Genomic DNA, 24623 nt, shown 5'->3' on the forward strand with positions numbered 1-24623 from the left:
GAAAGGGCTTTTCAAATCCAAAAGGTATGTTAACTTAAGCACTGGTTTTAAGCCTAGCCCTTATCTGGCCTAGGCTTGATAAAGATTTCCGAATTAGAGAGTCGCTGTGATGTCTCTAAATGAACAACAAAAGTGGGCTGTTTTAAATATCGGTTCGCTTTTGATAATAACAATGTAAGAGGATGATATTGTGAATAAATCTCAATTAATCGATCAAATCGCAGCTGATGCTGATATTTCTAAAGCGGCTGCTGGTCGTGCTCTAGATTCATTCATCGAGTCAGTAACTGGTGCGCTAAAAGAAGGCGACTCAGTAGCGCTTGTAGGTTTTGGTACTTTCTCAGTACGTGAGCGTGCGGCACGTTCGGGTCGTAACCCACAAACAGGTGAAACAATCCAGATTGCTGCTGCTAACATCCCTTCTTTCAAAGCGGGTAAAGCATTAAAAGACGCTGTAAACTAATCTTTCATAGATATATAAGCGCGGCTTTACGTAGCTTTACAACTTTTGCTTTACAAAAGCCGTGTACAGCTTCAACAAAAAAAGCGTATCTGATAAGATACGCTTTTTTTACATTAGCGATAAATTCAAAGCGCAGTGGTGCTTTGGCTTAGATAAGAGAAGAACAAATGCTTGAAAAGATCAGAGAAGGCTCACAAGGCCCTGCAGCCAAGATAATACTTGGCGTCGTCATCTTGTCTTTTGCTTTAGCAGGGATTGGTGGTTACCTAGGTCAAACCACAGAGCAACCTGTAGCAGAGGTCAATGGCGTTAAAATCAGTCAAACAGAATTTGCGCGTGCATATCAAAACGAACGTGCACGTTTAGAACAACAGTTTGGTGAGTATTTCACACAAATATCAGCTGATCCTGCTTATATGGCACGAATTCGCCAAGGTGTCGTTGATAGATTAGTACAGCAAGAGTTGCAAAACCAATTAGCAGCTGAGTTGGGTCTACGTGTGAGCGACGAGCAAGTTAAAGACGCGATTTTAGAAATGTCATATTTCCAAGTTGGTGGCCAATTTAGTAACGATCGCTACTTGCAGTTAATTCGCCAGATGAACTTCCAGCCTGATTCGTTCCGCGAGTATTTACGTGAGGAAATGACTCGTAATCAATTAGTATCTGCTATTGCTGGATCGGATTTTGTATTGCCTGCTGAGTTAAAACAAGCAGTTGCATTACAACAGCAAACACGAGATTTAGATTATGTGGTGTTAAGTAAAGACTTATTCAAATCTAAAGTTGACGTGTCAGAGCAAGAGATCAAAGATTATTATCAGTTGAATCAGGGATTATTTCAGTCTCCAGAGCGTGTGGCGCTCGAATATCTTGAATTAAAGGCAGACGAAATAGAACCAGCTACAAAGATCACAGATGAAGACGTATTGGCTTACTATGAAGAGAGTAAAAACCAATATCTTGAGCCTGAAAAACGTCGTGTATCACACATTTTGATCGAAGGCGCATCAGATGATGCGGAGGCTAAAAAAGTTGCTCAGGGCATCTTAGAGCAGCTACAAAACGGAGCTGACTTTGCTCAACTTGCTGAAGAAAAGTCCAATGATATTGTTAGCGCTGAGTTAGGTGGCGATTTAGACTGGATTGAACGTGATATGATGGATCCAGAATTTGAAACTGCTGCGTTTGCTTTGGAAAATGTTGGAGATATTTCAGACGTTGTCACGTCAGAATTTGGTTTTCACATTATCAAGCTAACAGATATTCAGCGCCAGCAAGTTAAAGCATTTGATGATGTTAAAGCTGACCTACGAGCTGAATTAGAAAAAGCTGAAAAAGTCGATGCTTTTTATCAAAAGCAAACAGAGGTTGCTGAACTTGCATTTGAAGTTCCGGACTCTCTACAAGATGCCGCTATTGCAGCTGGCGTAGAGTTGAAAACAACAGAGCTAGTTACAAGAAGCGCTTTACCAGCACCTTTAAACACACCTAGCGTAACAACTGCTATCTTCAGCCCAGAAGTGCTAGAAGATAGAGTAAACTCTGAGGTTTTAGAAGTTGCTAGTGAGCACATTGTTGTTGTTCGAGTTAAAGAGTATCAAGCTGCGTCGACAAAACCTTTGGAAGAAGTGAGTGAGCAAGTAAAAGCAACATTAATCAACGATAAAGCGTCGGCTTTGGCTAAACAGCAGGCCCAAGAAGCATTTACTGATCTACAAGGCGCTAAAACATTAGCGGATATCGCTTCTGAACATTCAGCTGAAGTAAAGTCAGAAGCGCAACTTAAGCGTCAGTCTTATTCGGTTGCACCAGCGATTGTAAAAGAAGCATTCCAATTACCGCATCCGAGTGAAGACAAAGCACAATTCGCGATGGTGGAACTGGCCAATGGTGATGCTGCATTGCTTAAGCTTAAAGCGGTTAATACTCCACAAATTAGTGATGAAATTGACCCTCAGCAAAAGCAAAACATCACGATGACTCAAGTTAATAAAAATTACACTGCTTTCATCGAATCACTAAAAGCACAAGCCGAAGTGATGCGACCACAGCTTAATGTGGCTGAAGAAAACTAGTTTTATCAGACTATTCAAAAGGTGCCAATATTGTGGCGCCTTTTTTATGTATGGCTTGATTTAATCTCAAAGGCTTATTTTTAGCGTACTTCAGAAGCAAGTTTCAGTAGGTGAGCACTAAAGTTAAGTCCTCGTCGTTTTGCGTCAGTTAGATTTATGCGAAAGCTTAGATTATTAGTATCAGCAATCAAGCCTATCATCGCGCCTTGGCGAAACCCTTCACTCGTATCAGCAACAATTAAAATGGGATGCTGCTCTAGTTCCGTAAGCCAATATTGCGTTTGCTGTCTATTTTGTTGGCTCAAAAATAATACATCGCAGAGTTTTACCTGTTCGTTATTAGGCAACTCAATCACTTCAGTATTGTTTTGCATCTTTTGATCCTGCAGTAGGTTTAGAACAGCTTCATAGAGCTCATGGTTTCCTACTACACAAAAGCTTAACTTTTCAGGAGGAGGTGGGGGCCACTTGCTAAATTGACTAAACCGATACAAAAAAGCGGCTTTTAGCTCATTTTCACTAAGCCCTTGTTGTGCTTGGCAGTGGTGATAAGAAAGTAATAAGAATAAAGCAAAGAGTACTTTAATCATTATCCCAGCTCCAATTGACCGACAGATGCACCTGACGACGTCGCTGCACATAGGGAATAAAGCCATCATCCGTAATGTCGAGGATCTCTTCGTTTGTGATATTTCTTACACCTAAAGCAACAGATAACATGTTAGTACTTTGCCAACTTAAACTAGCATCATGACTGGAAAATTTGGGCAACGTGTAACCAAAAGATTTTCGTTCACTGACCGCGTGTGAGTGCAAGCTAAGTAGAAAACCTGACTGGCCAAGAGGTACACTAAAACGCAGCTGGCCAATAAATTTAGGGGAGTTACCAATATCAAACCCTCCTTTAAGCTCAGAGCGCTGAAATGCCATGTTGGCGACCAGAGACATGCCATTGTACCAACGTTTATCAACACCCAATTCAAGCCCCTGACTGGTGATTGGTGGGGTGTTAAAATAAGTAGGGTAGAATATATCTCTATGAATCAAATTTTTGATATTTGATTGGTATATTGTGGCAAAAGATGAAAAAGATGAGGTCCAGCGTTGTACTAGGCTGACTTCGCTATATGTTAAGGTTTCATTATCTGGTGCTGGTACATAAAAAACGCTATTGGTATTACGTTCTAAAAAGTTAGTCACTCTAAAAGCACGGCTGTGGCGAATTAAAAGATTGTGATTGTCTGCAAATTGGTATTTCAGCGTGAAGCTAGGTGACCATCTAGCAGTACTAAAGTCGGAGTTGTCATGTCTTAATGCCCACTGAAATTTTAATTTTGGGCTTAATCGCCAAAGATCTTGAATATATAGTCCATAGCGTGATTCATTACTTTTTAGGTAATTATCCAATTCACTTGGAGTACCTGCATTGTAACTAAACTCTTGTCGGTGATCTTTTTGAAAGTCAAAGCCAACCATAAATTCATGACTATCAAAGCCTAAAAAAACAAGTTGGCCGTCTAAATTACTCCAGCGGCCAGAGTTTAAACTTCGATCAAAAATAACCTCTCTGTTTGGTAAGATTCGTGGTGCACTTCGTTTTAAGTCATTGCCATGAGTGGAGATATGGAAATAGGCCTCAATGTCTCTAGAAACCTTGTCATCAAATGTGAGCGCAAGAAAGTATGCCTCATTTTGTACTTTTTCAATTTCTGGTGTGTTGTTTTGAAAAAGCGTATAAGCATCTGGGAAGCTTCGCGTTCTCTTAGAACCTGCGGCTTGAAATTGTAGGCTACCAGTTTGGTGGCTAAACATTACGCGGGTACTATCTTCTTTATTTAGATGCTGCCATTTAATTACTTCTGCAGGTACCTGTAAAACGGGAAAAGCTATTGAATCTACTTTGGTTTTACTTAACGAAAGCCAACTATCAGAGCCAGAAGAAGAGCGAAACCCCGTTGTTATCCTAGCGTGTTTAGCCCCATCATTGGTGGTGGATGCAGCAATATTTATGTCACCCAGTTTACTAGTCGTCTTGGTGACTATATTGATCACACCGAGTAAAGCATTATTGCCATATAAAGCCGCAGATGCACCAGGGCTATACTCCACTCGCTCGATAAGCCCCACATCAACAAAATTCTCATAGCCTAAAATCCCTGCATCCAGCAAGTTCTCGTTCATTCTTGTGCCATCAAGTAAAAACAAAAATCGAGAATTGAAATCTCCTGGGCGGCCTATACCTCTAGCGCTAAGATAGGTAAAGACGCTGTCGTCTCGTGTTACTATGCCAGCAAAGAGGGCCAAAATATCGCCAAGAGATTGCAGGTTGAACTGCCTAATATCTTTGTCTGTGATCACATGAGTGACAGCCATGCTATCGCTACTGGAGCGTTCGATGCGAGAAGCTGTAGAAACCTGAGTATTCGTTGGTAACTGATTCAGCTGCTGATCCAGAAGTTCTTCTAGATCAGGTAATGGCGCGCAGTGAGTCGACTCACTGGTTAATATTGCGATACATAAAGCAGCTGTAAGATATTGAGCCCTCATGCTGATGCCTGCTTGCTGTAAACCTGATAATTATTTTTCCCTGCTCGTTTAGCAGCATACATGGCATCATCAGCACAATTGAGCAAGTCCATTGGGGAGCTTGCATCTGTAGGCGTATATGCCACACCAATACTGATACCGATTGGCATTATGGTATCTTTGATTACGATAGGGCGGTTAATACTACTGACTATTCTTGCCGCTAATTTTTCAGCATTCTCAGTAGAGTCGATATGAGGAAGTAACAGCGCGAACTCGTCACCACCAAGGCGGCATAACAGATCGTCACTGCGAATAATGGCATTTATCCGTTGACCAACCTCTATCAATGTATCGTCACCGGCATCATGGCCAAAGTTGTCATTGACGTACTTGAAATTATCTAAATCTATAAACATCAAACAGCTTATGGAGTTGGCGTATCTACTTTCAATGGTGATTTCTTTTAGCTTTTGATTAAGTGCCACTCGATTAGGCAGCTTGGTTAATGGGTCGGTGCGAACCATTTGTTTAAGTTGCTGGCCTTGCAGCTGTTCTTGTTCTAGTTGCTGTCTGAGCTCTGATTGGGAAATATCTACGCGCTTGAGTAATTCGTTAAAGCTTCGGGTGAGTATGCCTATTTCATCATCACGAATAACATGAGCTCGCAGTTGAAAGTTATGCTCTTTTGATACCTGTTGTGCCAACGTGGACAAGGATAATAATGGGGTTAGCGCTTTACGCTGAACACGAGACAGCATAAAAGCCGAAACCGTAAATAATACAGTAAGTAACAAAGCTAACATTAATACCAAGCGTAAAAACCAGTACAGCATGCCAGTTAAATCCAGTACCATAATTAGGTCGCCTTCGGTCTTTCCTTTAATAGCAACAGGGTAATACAGGCGCATTCTAACTCCCTCATACACACGTTGCGATTGCTGAACGACTTGTTGATAAAGTTCAGGAGAAGGGATAAAACTCGGCTCAGCGTATTCACTGAAAACCTCACCATTTGTTTTTCGCAAAGAAATAAACAATACGTCTTTTTGGTTACCCACCAATGACAGCTCTTTAGTTGCAGTATCAGCATCGTTAAAAACGAGCATGGGCACCACGTTATGAGCCAACTGGGCGAGGTTAATTTCGGCTGTTTCGGCTTGACGATCTCGTACTACAAACCACAGCAATATAGTTGTAAGTGTAAACACCAATAGCATACTGCTTGCCATAACAGACAAATTTAACCGTGTTAACCTTTTAACAAGTGACATGGAAGGTAATGGCTCGTTCAAGTGCACCTCACAAACCAAATAATTGTATTGTCTTAACAAATATAGATTAGAGATGCAAAAAAGGCAGTAAATAGGATTAAAATAAGAATAGTTTGTTGAGCTTGAAGAAATAATGAATGTGTTGTTTCATAAAGCTCTTTATTTGTTTTATTGCTGTTGTACAAGGACGATGTGAAAACCGTCCTAGCAATTCTGGTTACTGAGTAATTGATTGAGACTCAAAAGTGCAAGCATCTCGCTTTAAATTGGTTAACTCATCAATCAGCTCTAAGAGCTCGGGCTCAATTTCGCTAATAGTGCGATTTTGTTTCAATGCCGTTTCTAATATCTCAGCCAAGCTTTTTAACTTTGGAACGCCGGTATAGCAGCATGCTCCATGGAATTTATGAATAACGCTTAGTAGGGCTTGGGTGTCTTGTTGTTCGTATGCTTTCTCAAGCGTTTCGAGAAGTCCACTTAGTCCATCCAGCAACATGTTTAGCATTTCCAGCGCTAAATCAGGCTTTCCGCCAGCATGTTGAAGTGCTAATTGCCAGTCTAATAAAGGGCTTTCAAACGGCGCAACACTATGCTCATGGGGCGTTTTGTTTTTTTGCTTACTTTTAGGGGCACTGGTACTGTGATCGCAAATTGTCTGTCTAAGCATGTCTTCATCAATAGGTTTGGTGAGGTAGCCTTTAAAGCCATCTTTTAGTAGCTGCTCTTTTTCACCCGCTAAGGCATGTGCTGTCACAGCGATAATTGCGGTATCTTCATTTAACGACGACTCTAAAATGGTTTTACATGCAGTAATACCATCCATAATTGGCATCTGAATATCCATAAAAATTAAGTCGTACTTATGTGTTTTACACAACCCAACCGCTTGGGCGCCGTTGTGTGCCGTATCAATGGCCTCAACTTGTTCTTCAAGTAGAGTAGACAGCAGCTTTAAATTAGCATCATTGTCATCGGCAATGAGTACTTTCATTGGCAATATCTGCATGTCGTTTTCTTCGAGTGCGATACTTGGATGATCTAAACGATAGGGCGCTGCTAGTACTTCACAGAGCTTTCTGTGGTTAAGTGGTTTACTCAAGCATGCGTCTGCTCCGCTACCAATTAATGACTCGCGCATATTATGGGAAATGGTATTCAACATGAGGTATAAGTAGTCGGCGGCACCACGCGCTTTGGCAATGTAGCTTTTAACTAATTGCATGTGTTCAACACTTGCCATATTACCGATCAGACAAATGTCAAAGCTGAACTCTTTTTCAAGTGCATCAAAAAATGACAGTTCATCCTCACAAGAAGTAATTTGCATGTCCCACTCTTCTAATAGCGAAACGACAGCGGCATGAGTGTGGGATTGTGGTTCAAAATACAAAATACGTTTATTTGCCAATGAACTATTGGGTAAGTCATCGTTATAAATACGATTAGGTAACTCAAACACGGCATTAAAAGTAAAGCATGTGCCGTTACCAGGCGCCGAGTTTAGTGTAATACGGCCTTTCATTGCTTCAACAATGTGTTTAGTAATGATCAGGCCAAGTCCAGTTCCACCAAATTTACGGGTGATACTTGAGTCTGCTTGGGCGAAAGGAATAAACAATGCGTCCTGTTTATCCATGGCTATTCCAACGCCGGTATCGCTTACAGACACCAATAATGAAGCATGGGAGTCGTCTAACAAGCGATAAGATACATCAACTTTGACGGACCCTTTTTCAGTGAATTTAATCGCGTTGCTGACTAGGTTTATCAACACTTGCTTAAATCGTGTCGGATCACCCACTAAGTTATCCGGGACCTGGCGATTGATCGCGATTGAAAGCTCCAAATTTTTGTCATGGGCACTTGGTGCAAGTAAGGTCATCACCTCATTAATGGCATCTCGCAGCTGGAATTGAATATTTTCTAAGTCCATTGCTCCAGCTTCTAGCTTTGAGAAATCCAAGATATCACTGATGATGTTCATCAGACTGTTTGCAGAGAGTTCTATCGTATCGAGATAGTCTTTTTGATGTTTATTGAGCGGTGTTTTATACAATTGACGTGTGAAGCCAATTACGCCGTTAAGTGGCGTTCTTAATTCGTGACTCATTTTAGCTAAAAAGTCTGACTTCACTTTGTTGGCATCTTGTGCCTCTCGTTTAGCAATGTTCAGCTGAATGTTTTGCGTCTCGTACTGTTCTAAGGTTTCTTTATAATCACTGGTCGCTTGGTCAATGTGCTTTTGCATTTCGTCACGTTGACTGATCATTTTCTCATTGATGGTATTGAGGCCTTGGCGCAGCAGTTCAAATTCCCCAACCATTTGTTGCTCAATATCTATATCACGTTTGCCCTCTACCAACTTGTCGGTAGCCAGTAGTAATTGAGAAAGTGGTACCGTAAACATTTTGCTGATTCGTAAAGATAAAAAAACCGCCAGCAATAAAGCAAATAATATAATGCTGCTACTCCAGATCAATGCTTGTTGTTGAGAGATCAACGCCTGATTTTGACTTACCTCAATGGCTAATACAGCCAGTGTTTTTGGGTGAGTGGTGTGCCAGCGGTCTAATTGCTTTGAAAAATGTTTAATTGGGGTGAAAAACACAAAAGAGTCGTTCAGTTTAACCAATTCGGTTTTGTGTAATTGCGATACGTCACCAAAAAAATACAGCTGCTCGAACTGTTCGTGATAGTTACTGGTCAATAACAGCTGGTTATCTTGGTCAAACAACGCAATACTTTTTACTAAGGGGGCATGTTTATTATGTGCGGTACTAATGATTCTGTGTAGTGCAGCTCTGTCTTGTTGTAAAACTGCCTGTTCAGCGGCGATCGCCAATGGCTCTGAAATGCTACTGCCTTGTTGATAGAGAATTTCTTCAAGCTCAACATAACGATTTACGGTAAAATACCCACCAAGTATTAAGCCGATCAGTACTGTTGGTATGATAGTGAGTGCAAGAATACTGTCTCGAAGGCTAAGTTTTGTCATGTAGGGGTAAGTGCGCAGAGTCATTTCATTTATCAATAGATTATCTAGTTAGGCGCTGATTAGCAATGTTTAAGGGGTAGAGTATGGCGCAGTTTTTCAAAGCTAAAGCAACATCGTCAAAGGGTAAAAACTTAGAACTAACGATTGAGTCTATAGACCATCAAGGTCGGGGTGTTGCCAAACATCAAGGAAAAGTGTGTTTTGTTGATGGTGCGTTGGCAGGTGAATGCGTTAAAGCGCAAATACAACAAGAAAAAGCCAAACTGATTATTGCTAAAACGGTTAAGGTTATGACGCCAAGTGAACAACGTACTGCGGCATTTTGTCAAGATTACCAACGTTGTGGAGGTTGTCAGCTGCAACATTTAGGGCATGAATATCAACTAGAGCACAAGCACAAAGCATTGGATGCGTTATTTAGCAAATTCAGTAAGGTGACAGACTTGCCATGGCAATTACCAATTGAGAGTGAGCCTACCAACTATCGCCGAGCGGCGCGCATCGCATGCATTTTTGATACAGCTTCGCGACAATTGAAGCTGGGTTTTAGAGGCTCGAAAAGTAAGCAAATTGTAGAGATCCAGCGATGTGAAGTATTAACACAGCCATTTACTGACATATTTAGTCGTCTCACAGAGGCATTGAATAAACACAAAGCTTATTCCTCTATTAGTCATATACAATTGTGTGATGCAGACAATGGTCAATACGTATTGCTAAGACATACAAAAAAAATTGAGCAAAAGTATAAAGATGAACTTGAAAACACCCTACACGGATATCAGCTGTTATGGGATGACGGCTCTGAAAATTTGGTTTATCGCCAGCTGCCAAGTTATCAGGTCGGCAAGTTAAACTTTGAATTTAAACTTGATAACTTTGTGCAGGTTAATCGTGTCGTCAACGAAAACATGTTGTTACAAGCTTTTAATTGGCTTGATTTATCCGCACAAGATAGGGTGCTCGACTTATTCTGTGGAATAGGTAATTTCTCATTGTTGATGGCAAAACAAGCAAATGAAGTAATTGGTGTTGAAGGTTCGCAGTCATCGGTTGCAATGGCTAAGCAAAATGCGCACACTAATCAACTCAATAATGTGCAATTTTATTGTTTTGATTTAACCCAACAGTTGGCACAAGCAAACTGGTTTGAGGCGTCATTAAATGTATTGTTACTTGACCCATCTCGAACAGGGGCATATGACATACTCAAACAGCTGCCATTGACGCAGTTTAAAAAAGTATTATATGTGTCGTGTGATCCAGTCACACTGGCACGTGATAGCGCATTGTTGATTGAAGCCGGTTTTGAATTAGACAAAATAGGGCTAATGAATATGTTTCCGCACACGGGGCATATTGAAACTATGGCGTTGTTCCAAAGGAGGTAACAGGAATGGTTGCAACTCGCCAATCGCATCAACAACAGCTTCCCGCTGATTTTTCAGCGCGACTTTCATTGCTTGCATTGTCAGATGATAAAATGACTCGCCTCAAGCAAGCTCACGGTTTGTGCCCTGCAGAGCCCGATGCGGCTATGCTCAATAATGCGATTGAAATAGTTGAGATCTTAGCTGATCTTAACCTTGACGCAGAGTCGCTAGCGACAGCGTATTTAACGCCTTATTTTTTGGCAGGTTTGATTGATATAGATAAAGTCAAAAGTGACTTGGGTAACAGTATTGCGTTGCTTTTAGATGGTGTTGAGCAAATGGCAACCATCAGTACCCTGGCACATCAGGGAAAGGGGCATGTGCAAATAGATAATATTCGCCGCATGCTACTTGCTATGGTGGAAGATGTTCGAGCTGTGGTGATTAAGTTAGCGGAGCAGATCTGCCATTTGAGGGCTGTCAAAGATGCCGATGAAGATGAGCGTGTTATTGCGGCCAAAGCCACCGCTAATATTTTTGCACCGCTTGCGAATAGACTAGGCATAGGGCAACTTAAGTGGGAACTTGAAGACCTTTCTTTTCGTTACTTACATCCTGATACGTATAAAAAAATAGCAAAACAATTGGCTGATAAGCGCCTCGACCGTGAAGCATATATGGAGAACATGGTCAAATTAGTGGGCGAAAAACTGAGCGCAGCGGGTATTAAAGCGCAAGTGTACGGCCGACCAAAGCACATTTATAGCATCTACAAAAAGATGTCGCAGAAAAATTATGAGTTTGATCAACTGTTTGATATTCGTGCGATGCGCATTGTTGTTGATGAAATTCAAGATTGTTATGCCGCACTGGGGATCGTTCATACTAGCTGGAAGCATTTACCAAAAGAGTTTGATGACTATGTGGCCACTCCCAAACAAAACGGTTATCAATCGATTCATACCGTTGTGTTTGGCCCTGAAGGGAAAACAGTCGAAATCCAGATACGTACTGAAGAAATGCACCAAGATGCGGAACTCGGTGTTGCGGCGCATTGGATGTATAAAGAAGGTGCTTTACCAGGGCGAGGGTCGGGCTATGAGCAAAAAATAAGCTGGTTAAGAAAGCTGTTACAATGGCAAGAAGAAGTGGTGGATGGCAGCGATTTAGCTGATGAATTAAAGAATCAAGTTGTTGAAGACCGGGTATATGTATTTACCCCTAAAGGCGACATATTCGATTTGCCGCTAGGCGCAACGCCACTAGATTTTGCTTATTATATTCACTCAAACGTGGGTCACCGCTGTATCGGTGCCAAAGTGTTTGGCAAAATCGTACCATTTACTTACAAACTTGCAACGGGCGATCAAGTTGAAATCTTAACCCAAAAGAATGCGTCACCTAGCCGAGATTGGTTGAATCCATCTTTAGGGTATATCCATTCTTCGCGTGCACGCAGTAAAATTCATCACTGGTTTAAGCAGCAAGACAGAGATAAAAACTTACAAGCAGGTAAAGAAATATTAGATACTCAACTTGCTAAGCTAGATCTAACCTATAAGCAACTTGATCCGGCTATTGAGCGCTTTAACTTCAAAAGCGTTGACGATTTGATGGCGGCTATAGGGGCAGGAGATATTCGCCTCAATCAGTTTCTAAACTTTGTTCAAGACAAGCCAGAAGAACTCCCTAAGCTTAAAATAGGTGCACCTCGTAAGCAAAAGGGCGATAAAAATGGCATTGTGGTTGACGGTGTTGGTAGTTTAATGAGTCATGTCGCTAAATGTTGTCAGCCTGTTCCCGGTGACGAAATTGTTGGTTACATTACTCAAGGGCGAGGTATTGCAGTGCATAGAACGGACTGTGATGCGTTTGCCCACATTTGTGAGCTTCACCCAGAGCGCGAAATCGCAGTGAGCTGGTCTGAGGAAATTCAAGCAGCATATGCGATCACCGTGCGCATTGAAGCACATGATAGACAAGGCTTGATAAGAGATATAAGTTCAGTACTGGCGAATGAAAAAGTGAATGTATTGAACATGAATGTACAAACCAATGATGAACGTGCTGTTGCGATTTTTGAAATGAAAATAGAAGTGTCGGACCTATCAGCCATGAATCGCTTGTTAACCAAACTACACCAGATTGACGGTGTGTTCGAAGCCAAAAGACAACATTGAAAGTGAGCATTGACTTACATGAGTGAGCAACTAAACCAGCTACTGTCAATTATGGCAACGCTAAGAGACCCTGAAAAGGGCTGTGACTGGGATAAGCAACAGACCTTTAAATCCATTGTACCTCATACGCTTGAAGAGGCGTATGAGGTTGCAGATGCGATTGAAAAAGATGACATGAGTGGACTTAGGAGCGAATTAGGAGATCTACTGTTTCAGGTTGTTTTCTATGCCCAATTGGCGAAAGAGCAGGGGGCTTTTGATTTCAATGATGTTGTTAGTGACCTCAATGACAAATTAATACGCCGACATCCACACGTATTTGAAAAACAACAAAAACTCACCGATAAGGAACTTGAAGCGCAGTGGCAAGCAATAAAAACACAAGAAAGATCGAGTGTTAAAACAACTCGTGAGCAGGCGCTTTGGAATGATATTCCTAATATGCTACCGGCGTTATCGAGAGCACAGAAAATTCAAAAACGTGCTGCTGCATTAGGATTTGATTGGCCCGATTATCTAGGCGCGCTTGATAAAGTGGTAGAAGAAGTCAATGAGGTTAGTGAAGCTTTGGCTGAAGACCCAAATTCTGCTCACAGTGCTGAAGAGCTAGGTGACTTGCTATTTGCTACAGTAAATGTTGCTAGGCATGCAAAACATGACCCTGAACAAATATTGCGTTTAGCATGTAACAAGTTTGTTGGTCGTTTTGAAAAGGTCAGTGATACTTTAAATCTGCAAGGTTTGAGCTTGGAGAGCGCGACACTCGAGCAAATGGACAATGCTTGGGAACAAGTTAAGAAACAACAAGGTTAGAAGACATAGCTGTTGTTTGAGTGATTTTTAGCTGGATTGATTTGTGCGGCTTTGCTATACTATTGCCCCGTCTTGATTCTTATTTAAATTCCATTTTTCCTGATATTCTAGGGTTCGCATGAGTACAAAATTTATCTTCGTAACGGGCGGAGTAGTTTCCTCCTTGGGTAAAGGTATTGCAGCTGCATCTTTAGCCGCTATTTTAGAAGCACGTGGCTTGAATGTAACTATTCTTAAGCTGGATCCTTATATCAATGTTGATCCGGGCACAATGAGCCCAATTCAGCATGGTGAGGTGTTTGTAACAGAAGATGGCGCTGAAACAGACCTAGATTTAGGTCACTATGAGCGCTTTATTCGCACCAAAATGACTAGCCGTAATAACTTCACTCAAGGTCGCGTTTTTGAAGATGTATTACGTCGTGAACGTAAAGGTGAGTACTTAGGTGCCACTATTCAAGTGATCCCTCACATCACTAATGACATTAAGCGTCGTGTTCTTGAAGGTGCCGAAGGGTATGATATTGCCATTGTTGAAGTAGGTGGCACTGTAGGCGATATCGAATCTCAGCCTTTCTTGGAAGCTTTACGCCAGTTAGGTACTGTACTTGGCCGTGAGCACGCGTTATTCATGCATTTAACGTTGGTGCCGTTCCTTGGCACTGCTGGTGAAGTAAAAACGAAGCCAACACAGCACTCAGTTAAAGAGTTACGTTCAATCGGTATTCAGCCAGACATTCTTGTGTGTCGTTCTAGCTGTCGTTTACCTGCAAACGAGCGTGCAAAAATTGCATTGTTCACGAACGTAGAAGAAAAAGCGGTTATCTCTTTACCAGATGTTGATAGTATTTACAAAATTCCAGCGCTGCTTAAGTCGCAAGACTTAGATAATTTAGTGTGTCGTCGTTTCTATTTAGAAGCGCCAGAAGCTGACTTATCTGAGTGGGAACAAGTATTGTACCAAGAGTCAAACCCAACGGGTGAAGTGACGATTGGTATGGTTGGTAAATACATTGAATTACCAGATGCGTATAAGTCTGTAAATGAAGCGCTTAAGCACGCAGGTCTTAAAAATCGTCTAACCGTTAATATTGAGTATGTTGACTCTCAAGATATTGAAAGTAAGGGTGTTGAGCGTTTGTCACACCTTGATGCGATTTTGGTACCAGGTGGGTTTGGTAATCGTGGTGTTGAAGGTAAAATTCTTGCAGCCAAGTATGCACGTGAGAACAAAGTGCCGTACCTTGGTATCTGTTTAGGTATGCAAGTTGCGTTGATTGAGTATGCACGTAATGTGGCTGGGCTTGAAGGTGCAAATTCGACAGAGTTTGACGCAAAATCTGCGCATCCTGTGGTTGGCCTGATTACAGAGTGGCTTGATGCAGAAGGGAACGTAGAAGTACGTGACGAAGAATCTGACTTAGGTGGTACGATGCGTTTAGGCGCACAGAAATGTCATCTTAAGAAAGGGTCTAAAGTTCGCGATGTATACGGCAGTGATGAAATCGTTGAGCGTCACCGTCACCGCTACGAAGTGAATAATCACTATGTAGAGCGTTTGGAAAAGGCGGGCTTACAATTTACAGGCTTGTCTGAAGATAAAAAGCTGGTGGAGATCATTGAAAATAAAGATCACCCTTGGTTTATCGCAGCGCAGTTCCACCCAGAGTTTACCTCTACACCTCGTGATGGACACCCGTTATTTGAAGGTTTTGTCGCGGCAGCTTACACTCACCAAAAAGCTGAATCGTAAATGATTAAGAAAAGCCGTGCTTATGCGCGGCTTTTTTATAACAATAAGTAGCGCTTTGCATTTAGCCTTTAGAATGAAAAGCAGTGCTTATTTAATAAGTATAAACATTACACTCACCACTTTGGGAATAAGAGGAATCAAGATGTCAAAAATCGTAAAAGTGATTGGCCGTGAAGTTATGGACTCACGTGGTAACCCGACGGTTGAAGCAGACGTTCACTTAGCTTCAGGCGCATGGGGCCGTGCATGTGCACCATCGGGTGCGTCAACGGGGACACGTGAAGCGTTAGAGCTACGTGATGGTGATAAGTCTCGCTATTTAGGTAAGGGTGTACTTACCGCAGTGAACTATATCAACGTTGATATTGCACAAGCACTTGAAGGTAAAGATGCACTTGAGCAGCGAAACATCGACCAAATCATGATCGATTTAGATGGCACTGAAAATAAAGAAAAATTTGGTGCAAACGCAATTTTAGCTGTATCTCTAGCAACTGCTAAAGCTGCTGCACAAGAAAAGGGTGTGGCTTTATACGAGCATATTGCTGATATCAACGGCACTGCTGGCCAATACTCAATGCCTGTTCCTATGATGAACATCATCAACGGTGGTGAGCACGCTGATAACAACGTAGACATTCAAGAGTTCATGATCCAACCTGTAGGCGCAAAGAGCTTCCGTGAAGCATTACGTATGGGCGCTGAAATCTTCCATAGCTTGAAAAAAGTACTTAATGCGCGCGGTTTGAATACCGCTGTTGGTGATGAAGGTGGTTTTGCTCCAGACCTCAAGTCAAATGAAGAAGCACTAGAAGTTATCGCACAAGCGGTTGCTGAAGCTGGTTACGAGCTAAATAAAGACATTACCCTAGCGCTAGACTGTGCTGCTTCGGAGTTCTATGTTGACAATAAATACGATCTTAAAGGTGAAGGTAAAGCATTTGACTCTGAAGGTTTTGCAGATTTCTTAGCGGACTTAGCAAACCGTTACCCAATCGTTTCAATTGAAGATGGCTTAGATGAAAGTGATTGGGCTGGCTGGAAAGTGCTAACGGATAAGATTGGCGATAAAGTACAGCTAGTAGGCGATGATTTATTCGTAACGAATACGAAAATCTTAAAACGTGGTATCGATGAAAACATCGGTAACTCAATCTTAATTAAGTTTAACCAAATTGGTTCTCTGTCTGAAACATTAGACGCGATTAAGATGGCACAAGATGCAGGCTTTACAGCGGTTATTTCTCACCGTTCGGGTGAAACTGAAGATGCGACAATTGCAGATTTAGCAGTTGGTACTGCTGCTGGTCAAATTAAGACTGGTTCTCTATGTCGTTCAGACCGTGTTGCTAAATATAACCAGTTACTTCGTATTGAAGAAGCACTTGGTGAAAAAGCAATTTACAAAGGTCGCTCTGAAATTAAAGGTCAATAATCGCTAAGCGCCAATTTGCTTTTACATAAATACCGCTGTGTTAAGACGTAGCGGTATTTTTTTGCCTCATAGATTATGTTTATAGAGTGAATGGGCGGCGCTATTTTATGAACTTATTAAGTAACCCCTGCTTCGAATAAACGAATTTGCCCAATAAAGTTATTTTGCCCACACTGTGTGTTGCTTTTACTTGTAATCGCGCCTTGATATTGAACAAAATCCCTCATTAGATTGCTCGTTTCGTCAGTTAAAAAATATTTCCTATTTCAAAACTCTTATCCAAACCTGAGGTTAAGTATTAATCGTGACTAAATAAATCATCTTTTTAAAAACTGTTTATATAAAACAGCTAGATGCTTTAATTTTGCTTAGCTTATAAGCACCTTTTTTGGTGCCATATGCGTGCTTTTGCTTAAAATAATGGGCGTTACATAAAAAAGGCAAAGTGATAATATTGAACTTGAAAATATTTAACAAATATAAAAAGAACGATGAATAAAAGCCGAATTTTTGAATTGCTAGATGCAAAACATCAACGTCAATTACCTACTCAACAAGCGATTGTTGACGAAGCTCTCTGTGATAATAAGCTGACAACGCAGTGGCTATGCCATGCGGTTTCTAGCTCAATCAATGTGCAAGAGCTGGCTGTAGTATTAGTCATCGCATATAGGCAGAAACTGGATGTTTATACTGAACTCTTACAGATGTGGCCAATTAAAGAGCAAGCTTCAGCTCAAGAACTAAATATTCTGACAAATATGCTTATGCAGTCTCCGCTCGATGCTGAAACAGCTGAAGTAGATGCAATCGCAAATGTTTGGAAAAGCTTAGTGCAACAACAAAGCTATGAATGTTTAATGCAGGGCAAAGTCACTTTGCACTTAAGTCGCTTACATCAGACTCTGGCTGACCGACTTGTTGAGTATGCACAATCTCGCCTAGATCCCGTAGAGCTATACGGTAAAACTACAAGCCGTGAAAAGGTAAGCGATATTAGAGACAATGAACAGTTTATTGGTGATATATTATCCGATAACATGTTGGTTTCGGTGAGTCAGCGGTTAATGTGTATGCATAATTTAGCGCAGCTACCGTTCGCAGAACCTCCTGTGTTCTATCGCTACCGAGATGGTCAACAATATAAGTGGCATTGTGACTTTATAGTTCCGTCCACCGAAGAGATCCGTCAAGAATTAAGTTTTTTTGGGCAACGAATTGCGACAACCGTACTTAATCTGACTGATAACTTTAAAGGAGGGGAAACGAGTTTTAAAAAGTGGCAAATCGACGTGAGTGCTAAAGTTGGCCAGCTAATACAGTTTTTTAGTATTGAAAATGGCCAGTTAGACCCTAATTCAGTGCATGCAGGGTTGCCCGTTCATGAAGGTGAGAAATGGGTGTGTACTTTGTGGTTCAGAGACAAGCCTTATTGGTTAAGAAGCTCTATTTGGGCTTATTAACGGCGTAACTAAGCGCTGAACTCTTGCATTAAAATACTTTGTGTAAAGCTGGTTTTTAAATAAAAGCCCCTTGGTAGAGTTTTTATAAGCTTGCCGTTAGGGCCAATGGCATCAGTAGTGACTTTACTGTTGGCGGCTTTTGGGCGTATTTGCATGACTTGCCCTAAATGACCTGAAATTTCATTCACGCGGCCTAATGCGATTAACTCAATTTGCTCTTCCCAGTCTCTTTTTAGCAAGGCTTCTTGTGTTTGAGTCGGCTGCCATAAAAAACCACTGCCGATAGTGCGATCCACGGGTTGAATATCACGCTCGGCAAGAACAGGCAGCCATAATACATGGTTGAGTTTCTTTTTAACTGTACTATCTTCCCATTTTGCACCAGTCAAATTGGTCAAAGGAACAATCGACACATACGTTGTTTCTAGGGGTTTGCCATTGTAATCAATTGGCAGAGATTTAAGCTCGACTCCTAAGTGCTCAAAATCAGGCACCGGTTTTGAACCCGCACTTGCCCCAAGTACATACTCGAGTAGCTGACCAGGCCAGCCTTTTTCACGTAATAAATGTTCTGGGCTTTTAAATTGATAGCGCTGAGCGAGTTCACCTAAAGTTAATCCGGCAATACACTCTACTCGTTGCATCAGCTCTACAATAGATTTAGGTGGCAGTGGTTTATTCATTTTTGTATGTATGACAGGCGATTGATGAGTGTATTGTAGCGAAGTCACAATCAGATCAAAATGTTTGATAACATAGGTTGTTACAGTTAATGGCTTTTATCAATTAAATCTGATTGTTAGTCTTACGCTAACTAGTCTAATTATGCTTTCAAGGAGTGGATGTGATCATACAGTTGCAAAAGCTATCAACAGGGTTTTTTACAATTTTTATTGTGTTTGCTCTAACTGCCTGTAAGAGTGATAGCAAGTTAGACTTTGACTCTTTTGTCGATAAAAAGCTCACAGAATTGGTAATTGATGAGAATGCCCAAGTTGCTTCGATAGCCATTGTTGGTGGTAATAACCATTATCAAAAGCACTTTGGCAAATTCCCAGATGGTACAAAGCCGAATAGCGATACTGTATATGAAATTGCCTCCATCACAAAAACATATACAGGTTTAGTCCTAGCTCAGGCGGTAGCTGATAAAAAAGTGCAATTAGATGAAGATATTAGAGTGTACTTAGGTGATAGGAGATATCAAAATCTAGCATACTCTGGCACACCCATTACGTTACGCCATTTGGCTACGCATCGAAGCGGTTTGCCTTTAGTCTTTGCTTATAGCGAAGAAGATAAAAACAATGGCAAAGCCCTTGAGTTGCTATCCAAGTATTCGAAAGCAAAATTTTTTGAAGATTTAAGCCAATATCAGCTCACTTCTGAACCGGGAGATGAGTATCTATATTCAAATGTCGGCGCTGATCTTGTCGGCTACATTTTAGAAAAAGTGTATAACCAGCCATTTTCGACACTTATTGCTAAATTTGTAACCGAAAAATCTGGTGAGCAGCAAACAAAATTTCGCCTCAATGCTGATGAGATTAGTAAGATAACAACGGGAACTGATGGGCGAGGAAACGCAGTGCCGTTGCTTAGCCCTCACTCCTTTGCTCGTGGTGGATTAACATCAACAGTAGAGGCAATATCAAGCTATATGCAGTATTTGCTGAGTTCGCCATCCGCAGCAGTTGCCTTGTCGCAGTCGTTACTTTCAGGAAGCAATCGCGCTCATGGGCAAGCATTTTTTTGGAATACCTATAAATACGACTCAAACAAGCCTGTTTTGTATCATAGTGGAGGCTCAATTGGGACCTCTAGCTGGTTGGGGCTTTACCCAAAACAGGGGGTAGGCATTTTTATTGTTACGAATGTTGCTGGAGGTAACACGCAAGAAGAGCTAAATGACATTGCTGATGCCATCATTGAGAAATACGAACAACTTACAGTGTTAAAATAATAAATGAAAAAGGAGATGGGTAAGCCTAGAGATTACTTCATCTTTATTATTCCCCGAAATACATATTGCGTTTTTTAACGTTAAGCCTTTAGAAAGAACACTATGTCTACTTAGCCTTTTGTATTTTATATCTTTTATAAAAACTTGTGTTTGTAAATGAAATAGCGCAATACCTTTCCAATGCTCACTTAGCCAAACTTAAGTTTTCACTTGCTACTAAACTTTACATTGGGAGTGAACTACTGAATTTAAATGGTTGATTTTTGCACTACTTTGTTTTTGTTCAAATAATCCCCGTATAAATATCCAGTGTTATTTGTTATCGCAATGAAATATAAGAGATTTTTTTGTCATTATTAACATGTGCCACCTGTTAATAATGACAGGCTCTGGATAAATACAACAATATGAACATAATTATCCACAGTTTCTGTGGAGAAAGTACTGTATAGACAAGTTAATTGTGGATTTGTTGGTAATTTAATCGTAGTTATAAAACTTTATGCACAAGCTGTGAATAACTTGCGTAAAAGCAGGAATAATATTTGCTGTGGCTTAGAAGTTGTGGAACAATCATTAAAAATCGACTTATAAAAGAGGCACTAAGGTGATTGATGCCGAAGGTTTTCGTGCCAATGTCGGAATTGTGATCTGTAATAATCAAGGTCAGGTATTTTGGGCTCGGCGTTTTGGACAACATTCTTGGCAGTTCCCGCAAGGCGGCGTTGATGAGGGGGAGACTCCTGAGCAAACGATGTATCGAGAACTGCATGAAGAAGTAGGTCTGAAGCCCGAGGATGTAGAGATAGTTGCTAGCTCTAAACATTGGCTGCGCTATAAATTACCAAAGCGCTTGATCAGAAGAGATTCCAGCCCGGTGTGTATTGGCCAAAAACAGAAATGGTTTTTACTAAAACTCAGATGCAAAGATGAAGATGTGGACTTACTCCATACTCATCACCCCGAGTTTGATGATTGGCGATGGGTGAGTTATTGGTATCCTGTGCGTCAAGTGGTATCTTTTAAAAGGGATGTATATAGGCGAGTAATGAAAGAGTTTGCGCCATTTGCAATGCCCTTTAATAGAAAAGAGCCTCAAGCAAAAGATACAGCTAATTGGCGGCACCGCCGGTAAAGGAGTGGATAGTGTTAGCAACGTTGCGGTCAATTGTTGAATCGGTTTCACAACAAGAAAATCTCGAAGATGCACTGACTCAATTTGTAACTTTGGTCAAACAGGCCATGAATACAGAATGTTGCTCCATTTACTTTGCCGATTATAGCAAAGATAACTTTGTACTTATGGCCAGTGACGGCTTAAACCCAAAGGCCATAGGCCAGTTTAGAATCGGTTTTACCGAAGGATTGGTTGGGTTAGTTGCGCAACGTGAAGAACCCATTAACATTGCTCATGCACAGTCTCACCCGCGTTTTAAGTTATCTCCCGAAGTTAATGAAGAAGGCTATAATGCTTTCTTATCTGTGCCCGTTGTACATCAGCGCAAGGTATTGGGCGTAATCGTTGTACAACAAAAAATGGCACGTGTTTTTAGCCACGATGAAGAGTCTTTTTTGATTACTTTATCAGCTCAGTTGGCCTCCCAACTCGCTCATGCTGAAATTCAGAGTGTCTTGAGACAAGAAGCAAGCACCCACCGTACATCGGTATTAAAAGGAGTCTCCGGCGCGCCTGGTATTGCAATAGGGAGCGCTTTTGTGGTGCTTCCTAAACTTGGCTTTGAAAGTATTGAATCGCAAAAATCAGATCATACTGAACAGCAAAGGCAATTGTTCTTACAGGCTGTCGCAGCTACTCGTCAAGAGTTTCATATTTTAGCGAATACTCTAAGTGACAATATCCCCAAAGAAGCGCTGGCTGTGTTTGAGGTATACCAACAGCTCCTAGATGCACAAAGCTTAGGGATGCAGGTTGATGCACAATTAAAGCTAGGCTGGAATGCTAAAAGTGCATTGAAACATGTAATCGAGAGCCTAGTCACTCAATTTGACGCGATGCAGGATCCTTATATCAAGGAACGCGCAGTTGATGTAAAAGACATCGGCTTGCGCGTGTTACATCATTTAGTGAGTACAGAGCATGCGGCAAAATCATACCCTGATAACACCATTCTAGTCACCCATACTCTAACGCCAACTATGTTAGCCGAAATCCCAAAAGACAAGCTAAAAGGGGTGGTGAGTGTACAAGGGGCTGCGAACTCCCATGCGTCGATTTTAACTCGGGCTATGGGGATCCCCGCAATCTGGGGGATCGAAGATATTCCGCTATTACAGCTTGAAGCAAAAGAGGTTATCTTGGATGGCTATGCAGGGCGAGTTTATATCTCTCCTTCGGTGGCACTTAGACACGAATATGAACAAATGCATAGACAAGAAAGCTTGTTGCATGACAAGTTTGAAGCTGAGCATGCGTTACCACCAGTAACTCTAGATGGTGAGCGTATTAGTTTGCTACTAAACGCTGGTCTAGATTTGAGCACTGAATCTCTGACCGCAAAATATTGCGATGGCGTAGGCTTGTACCGTACCGAAGCGTGGTTTATGCAAAAAGGACGGTTTCCATCGCAAAGTGAGCAAGAGCAATGGTACCGTGAGGTATTAACACGTTATCACCCAGAACCTGTGGTCATGCGAACTTTGGATATCGGTGGCGATAAGGTCTTAGACTACTTTGACATAAAAGAAGAAAATCCATTCTTAGGCTGGCGTGGTATTCGTGTGTCTTTAGATCATCCAGAGCTTTTTTTAGACCAACTTAAAGCGATGATCAAAGCTAACACCGGGCTGGGTAATTTGCGCATTATGTTACCAATGGTCAGCCATACAGAAGAGGTCGATGAAGCTTTGGCTTTACTTGAGCAAGCGTACTTTGAATTACAAGAAGAATGGGCTGATCAGTTTCTACAAATAGACAAACCCGAGATTGGGATTATGCTCGAGGTGCCATCAAGTGTATTTTTATTGCCTGAGTGGTCAAAAAAAGTCGACTTTTGTTCTGTAGGAAGCAACGATTTAACCCAATACCTTTTGGCAGTAGATAGAAACAACGCTCAGGTAGCAGAATTATTTGACCCATATCACCCCAGTGTACTTAGAGTTCTTAACAGCATTGCAAAAAGCTGCCAAGATTTTGAACTGCCGTTTAGTTTATGCGGTGAGTTAGGCGGCGAGCCTGAAGGGGCTATTTTGCTGATTGCTATGGGTTATCGTCGATTGAGTATGAATATCTCTTCTTTAAGTAAAGTAAAATGGGTACTTAGGCGATTAAATGTTAGTGATATGGAGCTGTTGCTGCAAGAATGTTTGGCGCAATCTTCGGCAAAGCAAGTTCATCGTCTATTACGAAATTTTATGATTGAACACAATTTCAGCGAACTGTTCTATCAATCAAACTAACCTGAACTACAAAGATGCACCGTAGCACATTATGCGTTACCATTACGCGCTTAAAATAATAAGAGATATTGATTCATGAGCGACGCCATCTTGCTGATAGTCAGTTGTGCATTACTTGGAAGCGTTGTTGGTTTTTTAGCAGGATTGCTAGGTATAGGTGGTGGCCTGGTAATTGTACCGATTTTATCTGCTATTTTGAGATACTTCGACGTAGTGCCAGAGTCGCAAATAGTTTTAGTAGCCATCGCCACTTCTTTAGCTTCGATATTATTTACTTCAACCTCATCTGCTTTGGCGCACCATAGAAATGGTAATGTGCCTTGGAATATTGCGCCGTTTATAATGGGGGGAGTAGGTATAGGTGCGTTAGTGAGTGGCTTTTTAGCGGCACTATTACCTGAGCCTGTTATAAGAGGTATTTTTGCGGTTAGTGTGGTACTGATTGCAACAAGGATGCTATACAGTAGCTCCAAAAAGACAGTGTCTCAAAGAGCGTTGCCAAGTGGGCCTACTCTGTCCGTGATAACAACGTTGATGGGAGGCTTGTCAGCAATGATAGGCATCGGTGGCGGAGCGTTAATTGTTCCTTTGCTAAGCTACTTTTCGTTAGATATCAGAAAAGCAATCGGGTGTGCATCTGCCAGTGGTATTGTCATCGCCTTGTTTGGCTCACTAGGATATATTACTTCTGGCATTGCCCACTATACCGTTGCACAAGGGTTTGCAGGGTTTATTTACTTGCCGGCATTGTTTGGTATTGTGCTAACTTCTTGGTTTATGGCACCAATCGGAGCGAAGTCGACTCAATTTTTGCCAGTTTCAACAATAAAGAAAATTTTCGCGGCGTTGCTCTTTGTCATCGCCACTCATATGATAATTAGTTAAGGGAA

At 41.4% G+C, this 24623-nt stretch carries 17 protein-coding genes; 12 read left to right on the top strand and 5 right to left on the bottom strand.

What is annotated here, in order from left to right; translation table 11 throughout:
- The first annotated feature begins 190 nt into the window (after nt 1-190).
- Both hupB and ppiD read left to right on the top strand, forming a co-directional pair.
- The gene (hupB, locus tag HG263_RS09285) at nt 191-463 is read left to right on the top strand and encodes a nucleoid-associated protein HU-beta (protein WP_125253533.1); all 273 of its coding nucleotides are present in this window, start codon (nt 191-193) and stop codon (nt 461-463) included.
- A 167-nt stretch (nt 464-630) separates the two neighbouring features.
- Nucleotides 631-2541: a peptidylprolyl isomerase gene (gene ppiD, locus HG263_RS09290; RefSeq protein ID WP_171625804.1), complete on the top strand. Its 1911-nt coding sequence runs from the start codon at nt 631-633 to the stop codon at nt 2539-2541.
- A gap of 80 nt (nt 2542-2621) precedes the next feature.
- On the opposite strand, the gene HG263_RS09295 is transcribed toward ppiD, so the two are convergent.
- The 4 genes from HG263_RS09295 to barA all read right to left on the bottom strand — a co-directional run bounded on the left by HG263_RS09295 (nt 2622) and on the right by barA (nt 9336).
- Entirely contained in the window at nt 2622-3131 is a 510-nt protein-coding gene (locus tag HG263_RS09295) for a YfiR family protein (protein WP_171625805.1), read from the bottom strand.
- Nucleotides 3124-5088 (bottom strand): TonB-dependent receptor plug domain-containing protein, encoded by a 1965-nt coding sequence (locus tag HG263_RS09300; RefSeq protein WP_171625806.1) that lies wholly within the window; start codon nt 5086-5088, stop codon nt 3124-3126. Before HG263_RS09300 ends, HG263_RS09295 begins: the two co-directional genes overlap by 8 nt.
- Nucleotides 5085-6287 (bottom strand): sensor domain-containing diguanylate cyclase, encoded by a 1203-nt coding sequence (locus tag HG263_RS09305; protein ID WP_171625807.1) that lies wholly within the window; start codon nt 6285-6287, stop codon nt 5085-5087. The genes HG263_RS09300 and HG263_RS09305 overlap by 4 nt, the downstream gene beginning before the upstream one ends.
- Before the next feature lie 271 nt (nt 6288-6558).
- Nucleotides 6559-9336: a two-component sensor histidine kinase BarA gene (barA, locus tag HG263_RS09310; RefSeq protein ID WP_171625808.1), complete on the bottom strand. Its 2778-nt coding sequence runs from the start codon at nt 9334-9336 to the stop codon at nt 6559-6561.
- 83 nt (nt 9337-9419) lie between these two features.
- On the opposite strand from barA, the gene rlmD reads away from it, so the two are divergent.
- From rlmD to HG263_RS09340, 6 genes are all read left to right on the top strand, one after another.
- Nucleotides 9420-10727 (top strand): 23S rRNA (uracil(1939)-C(5))-methyltransferase RlmD, encoded by a 1308-nt coding sequence (rlmD, locus tag HG263_RS09315; RefSeq protein WP_171625809.1) that lies wholly within the window; start codon nt 9420-9422, stop codon nt 10725-10727.
- 5 nt (nt 10728-10732) lie between these two features.
- Nucleotides 10733-12889: a GTP diphosphokinase gene (gene relA / locus HG263_RS09320; RefSeq protein WP_171625810.1), complete on the top strand. Its 2157-nt coding sequence runs from the start codon at nt 10733-10735 to the stop codon at nt 12887-12889.
- An 18-nt stretch (nt 12890-12907) separates the two neighbouring features.
- Complete coding sequence (gene mazG / locus HG263_RS09325) at nt 12908-13702, top strand: nucleoside triphosphate pyrophosphohydrolase (protein ID WP_171625811.1); 795 nt, start codon at nt 12908-12910, stop codon at nt 13700-13702.
- A 118-nt stretch (nt 13703-13820) separates the two neighbouring features.
- Nucleotides 13821-15455, top strand: a complete 1635-nt coding sequence (pyrG, locus tag HG263_RS09330) for a CTP synthase (protein WP_171625812.1) — start codon at nt 13821-13823, stop codon at nt 15453-15455.
- A 142-nt stretch (nt 15456-15597) separates the two neighbouring features.
- The gene (gene eno, locus HG263_RS09335) at nt 15598-16890 is read left to right on the top strand and encodes a phosphopyruvate hydratase (RefSeq protein WP_171625813.1); all 1293 of its coding nucleotides are present in this window, start codon (nt 15598-15600) and stop codon (nt 16888-16890) included.
- Nucleotides 16891-17381: 491 nt separating this feature from the next.
- Entirely contained in the window at nt 17382-18353 is a 972-nt protein-coding gene (locus HG263_RS09340; RefSeq protein WP_171625814.1) for a prolyl hydroxylase family protein, read from the top strand.
- 8 nt (nt 18354-18361) lie between these two features.
- Here the strand turns inward: HG263_RS09340 and mutH are convergent, their stop codons facing one another.
- A complete protein-coding gene (gene mutH, locus HG263_RS09345) occupies nt 18362-19036 on the bottom strand; it encodes a DNA mismatch repair endonuclease MutH (protein WP_171625815.1) in 675 nt (224 codons plus the stop codon).
- Between the two features lie 161 nt (nt 19037-19197).
- Between mutH and HG263_RS09350 the strand changes: the two genes are divergently transcribed.
- The 4 genes from HG263_RS09350 to HG263_RS09365 all read left to right on the top strand — a co-directional run bounded on the left by HG263_RS09350 (nt 19198) and on the right by HG263_RS09365 (nt 24618).
- On the top strand, nt 19198-20316 hold the full coding sequence (locus tag HG263_RS09350) for a serine hydrolase domain-containing protein (RefSeq protein WP_343043972.1): 1119 nt from the start codon (nt 19198-19200) through the stop codon (nt 20314-20316).
- Nucleotides 20317-20923: 607 nt separating this feature from the next.
- On the top strand, nt 20924-21451 hold the full coding sequence (gene rppH / locus HG263_RS09355; protein WP_171625817.1) for an RNA pyrophosphohydrolase: 528 nt from the start codon (nt 20924-20926) through the stop codon (nt 21449-21451).
- A gap of 11 nt (nt 21452-21462) precedes the next feature.
- Entirely contained in the window at nt 21463-23733 is a 2271-nt protein-coding gene (gene ptsP, locus HG263_RS09360) for a phosphoenolpyruvate--protein phosphotransferase (protein ID WP_171625818.1), read from the top strand.
- A gap of 75 nt (nt 23734-23808) precedes the next feature.
- Nucleotides 23809-24618 carry a sulfite exporter TauE/SafE family protein gene (locus tag HG263_RS09365; protein ID WP_171625819.1) on the top strand — a complete coding sequence of 270 codons (810 nt, stop codon included), beginning with the start codon at nt 23809-23811 and terminating at the stop codon, nt 24616-24618.
- The last annotated feature ends 5 nt before the right edge of the window (nt 24619-24623 follow it).

This window comes from Pseudoalteromonas caenipelagi, from assembly GCF_013140855.1.
GTDB lineage: Bacteria > Pseudomonadota > Gammaproteobacteria > Enterobacterales > Alteromonadaceae > Pseudoalteromonas > Pseudoalteromonas caenipelagi.

Bases quoted from the DNA above. Each gene is read 5' to 3' on its own strand.
- ppiD (WP_171625804.1), top strand. From the start codon at position 631: ATGCTTGAAAAGATCAGAGAAGGCTCACAAGGCCCTGCAGCCAAGATA.
- HG263_RS09295 (WP_171625805.1), bottom strand. From the start codon at position 3,131: ATGATTAAAGTACTCTTTGCTTTATTCTTATTACTTTCTTATCACCAC.
- HG263_RS09300 (WP_171625806.1), bottom strand. From the start codon at position 5,088: ATGAGGGCTCAATATCTTACAGCTGCTTTATGTATCGCAATATTAACC.
- HG263_RS09305 (WP_171625807.1), bottom strand. From the start codon at position 6,287: ATGCTATTGGTGTTTACACTTACAACTATATTGCTGTGGTTTGTAGTA.
- barA (WP_171625808.1), bottom strand. From the start codon at position 9,336: ATGACAAAACTTAGCCTTCGAGACAGTATTCTTGCACTCACTATCATA.
- rlmD (WP_171625809.1), top strand. From the start codon at position 9,420: ATGGCGCAGTTTTTCAAAGCTAAAGCAACATCGTCAAAGGGTAAAAAC.
- relA (WP_171625810.1), top strand. From the start codon at position 10,733: ATGGTTGCAACTCGCCAATCGCATCAACAACAGCTTCCCGCTGATTTT.
- mazG (WP_171625811.1), top strand. From the start codon at position 12,908: ATGAGTGAGCAACTAAACCAGCTACTGTCAATTATGGCAACGCTAAGA.
- pyrG (WP_171625812.1), top strand. From the start codon at position 13,821: ATGAGTACAAAATTTATCTTCGTAACGGGCGGAGTAGTTTCCTCCTTG.
- eno (WP_171625813.1), top strand. From the start codon at position 15,598: ATGTCAAAAATCGTAAAAGTGATTGGCCGTGAAGTTATGGACTCACGT.
- HG263_RS09340 (WP_171625814.1), top strand. From the start codon at position 17,382: ATGAATAAAAGCCGAATTTTTGAATTGCTAGATGCAAAACATCAACGT.
- mutH (WP_171625815.1), bottom strand. From the start codon at position 19,036: ATGAATAAACCACTGCCACCTAAATCTATTGTAGAGCTGATGCAACGA.
- HG263_RS09365 (WP_171625819.1), top strand. From the start codon at position 23,809: ATGAGCGACGCCATCTTGCTGATAGTCAGTTGTGCATTACTTGGAAGC.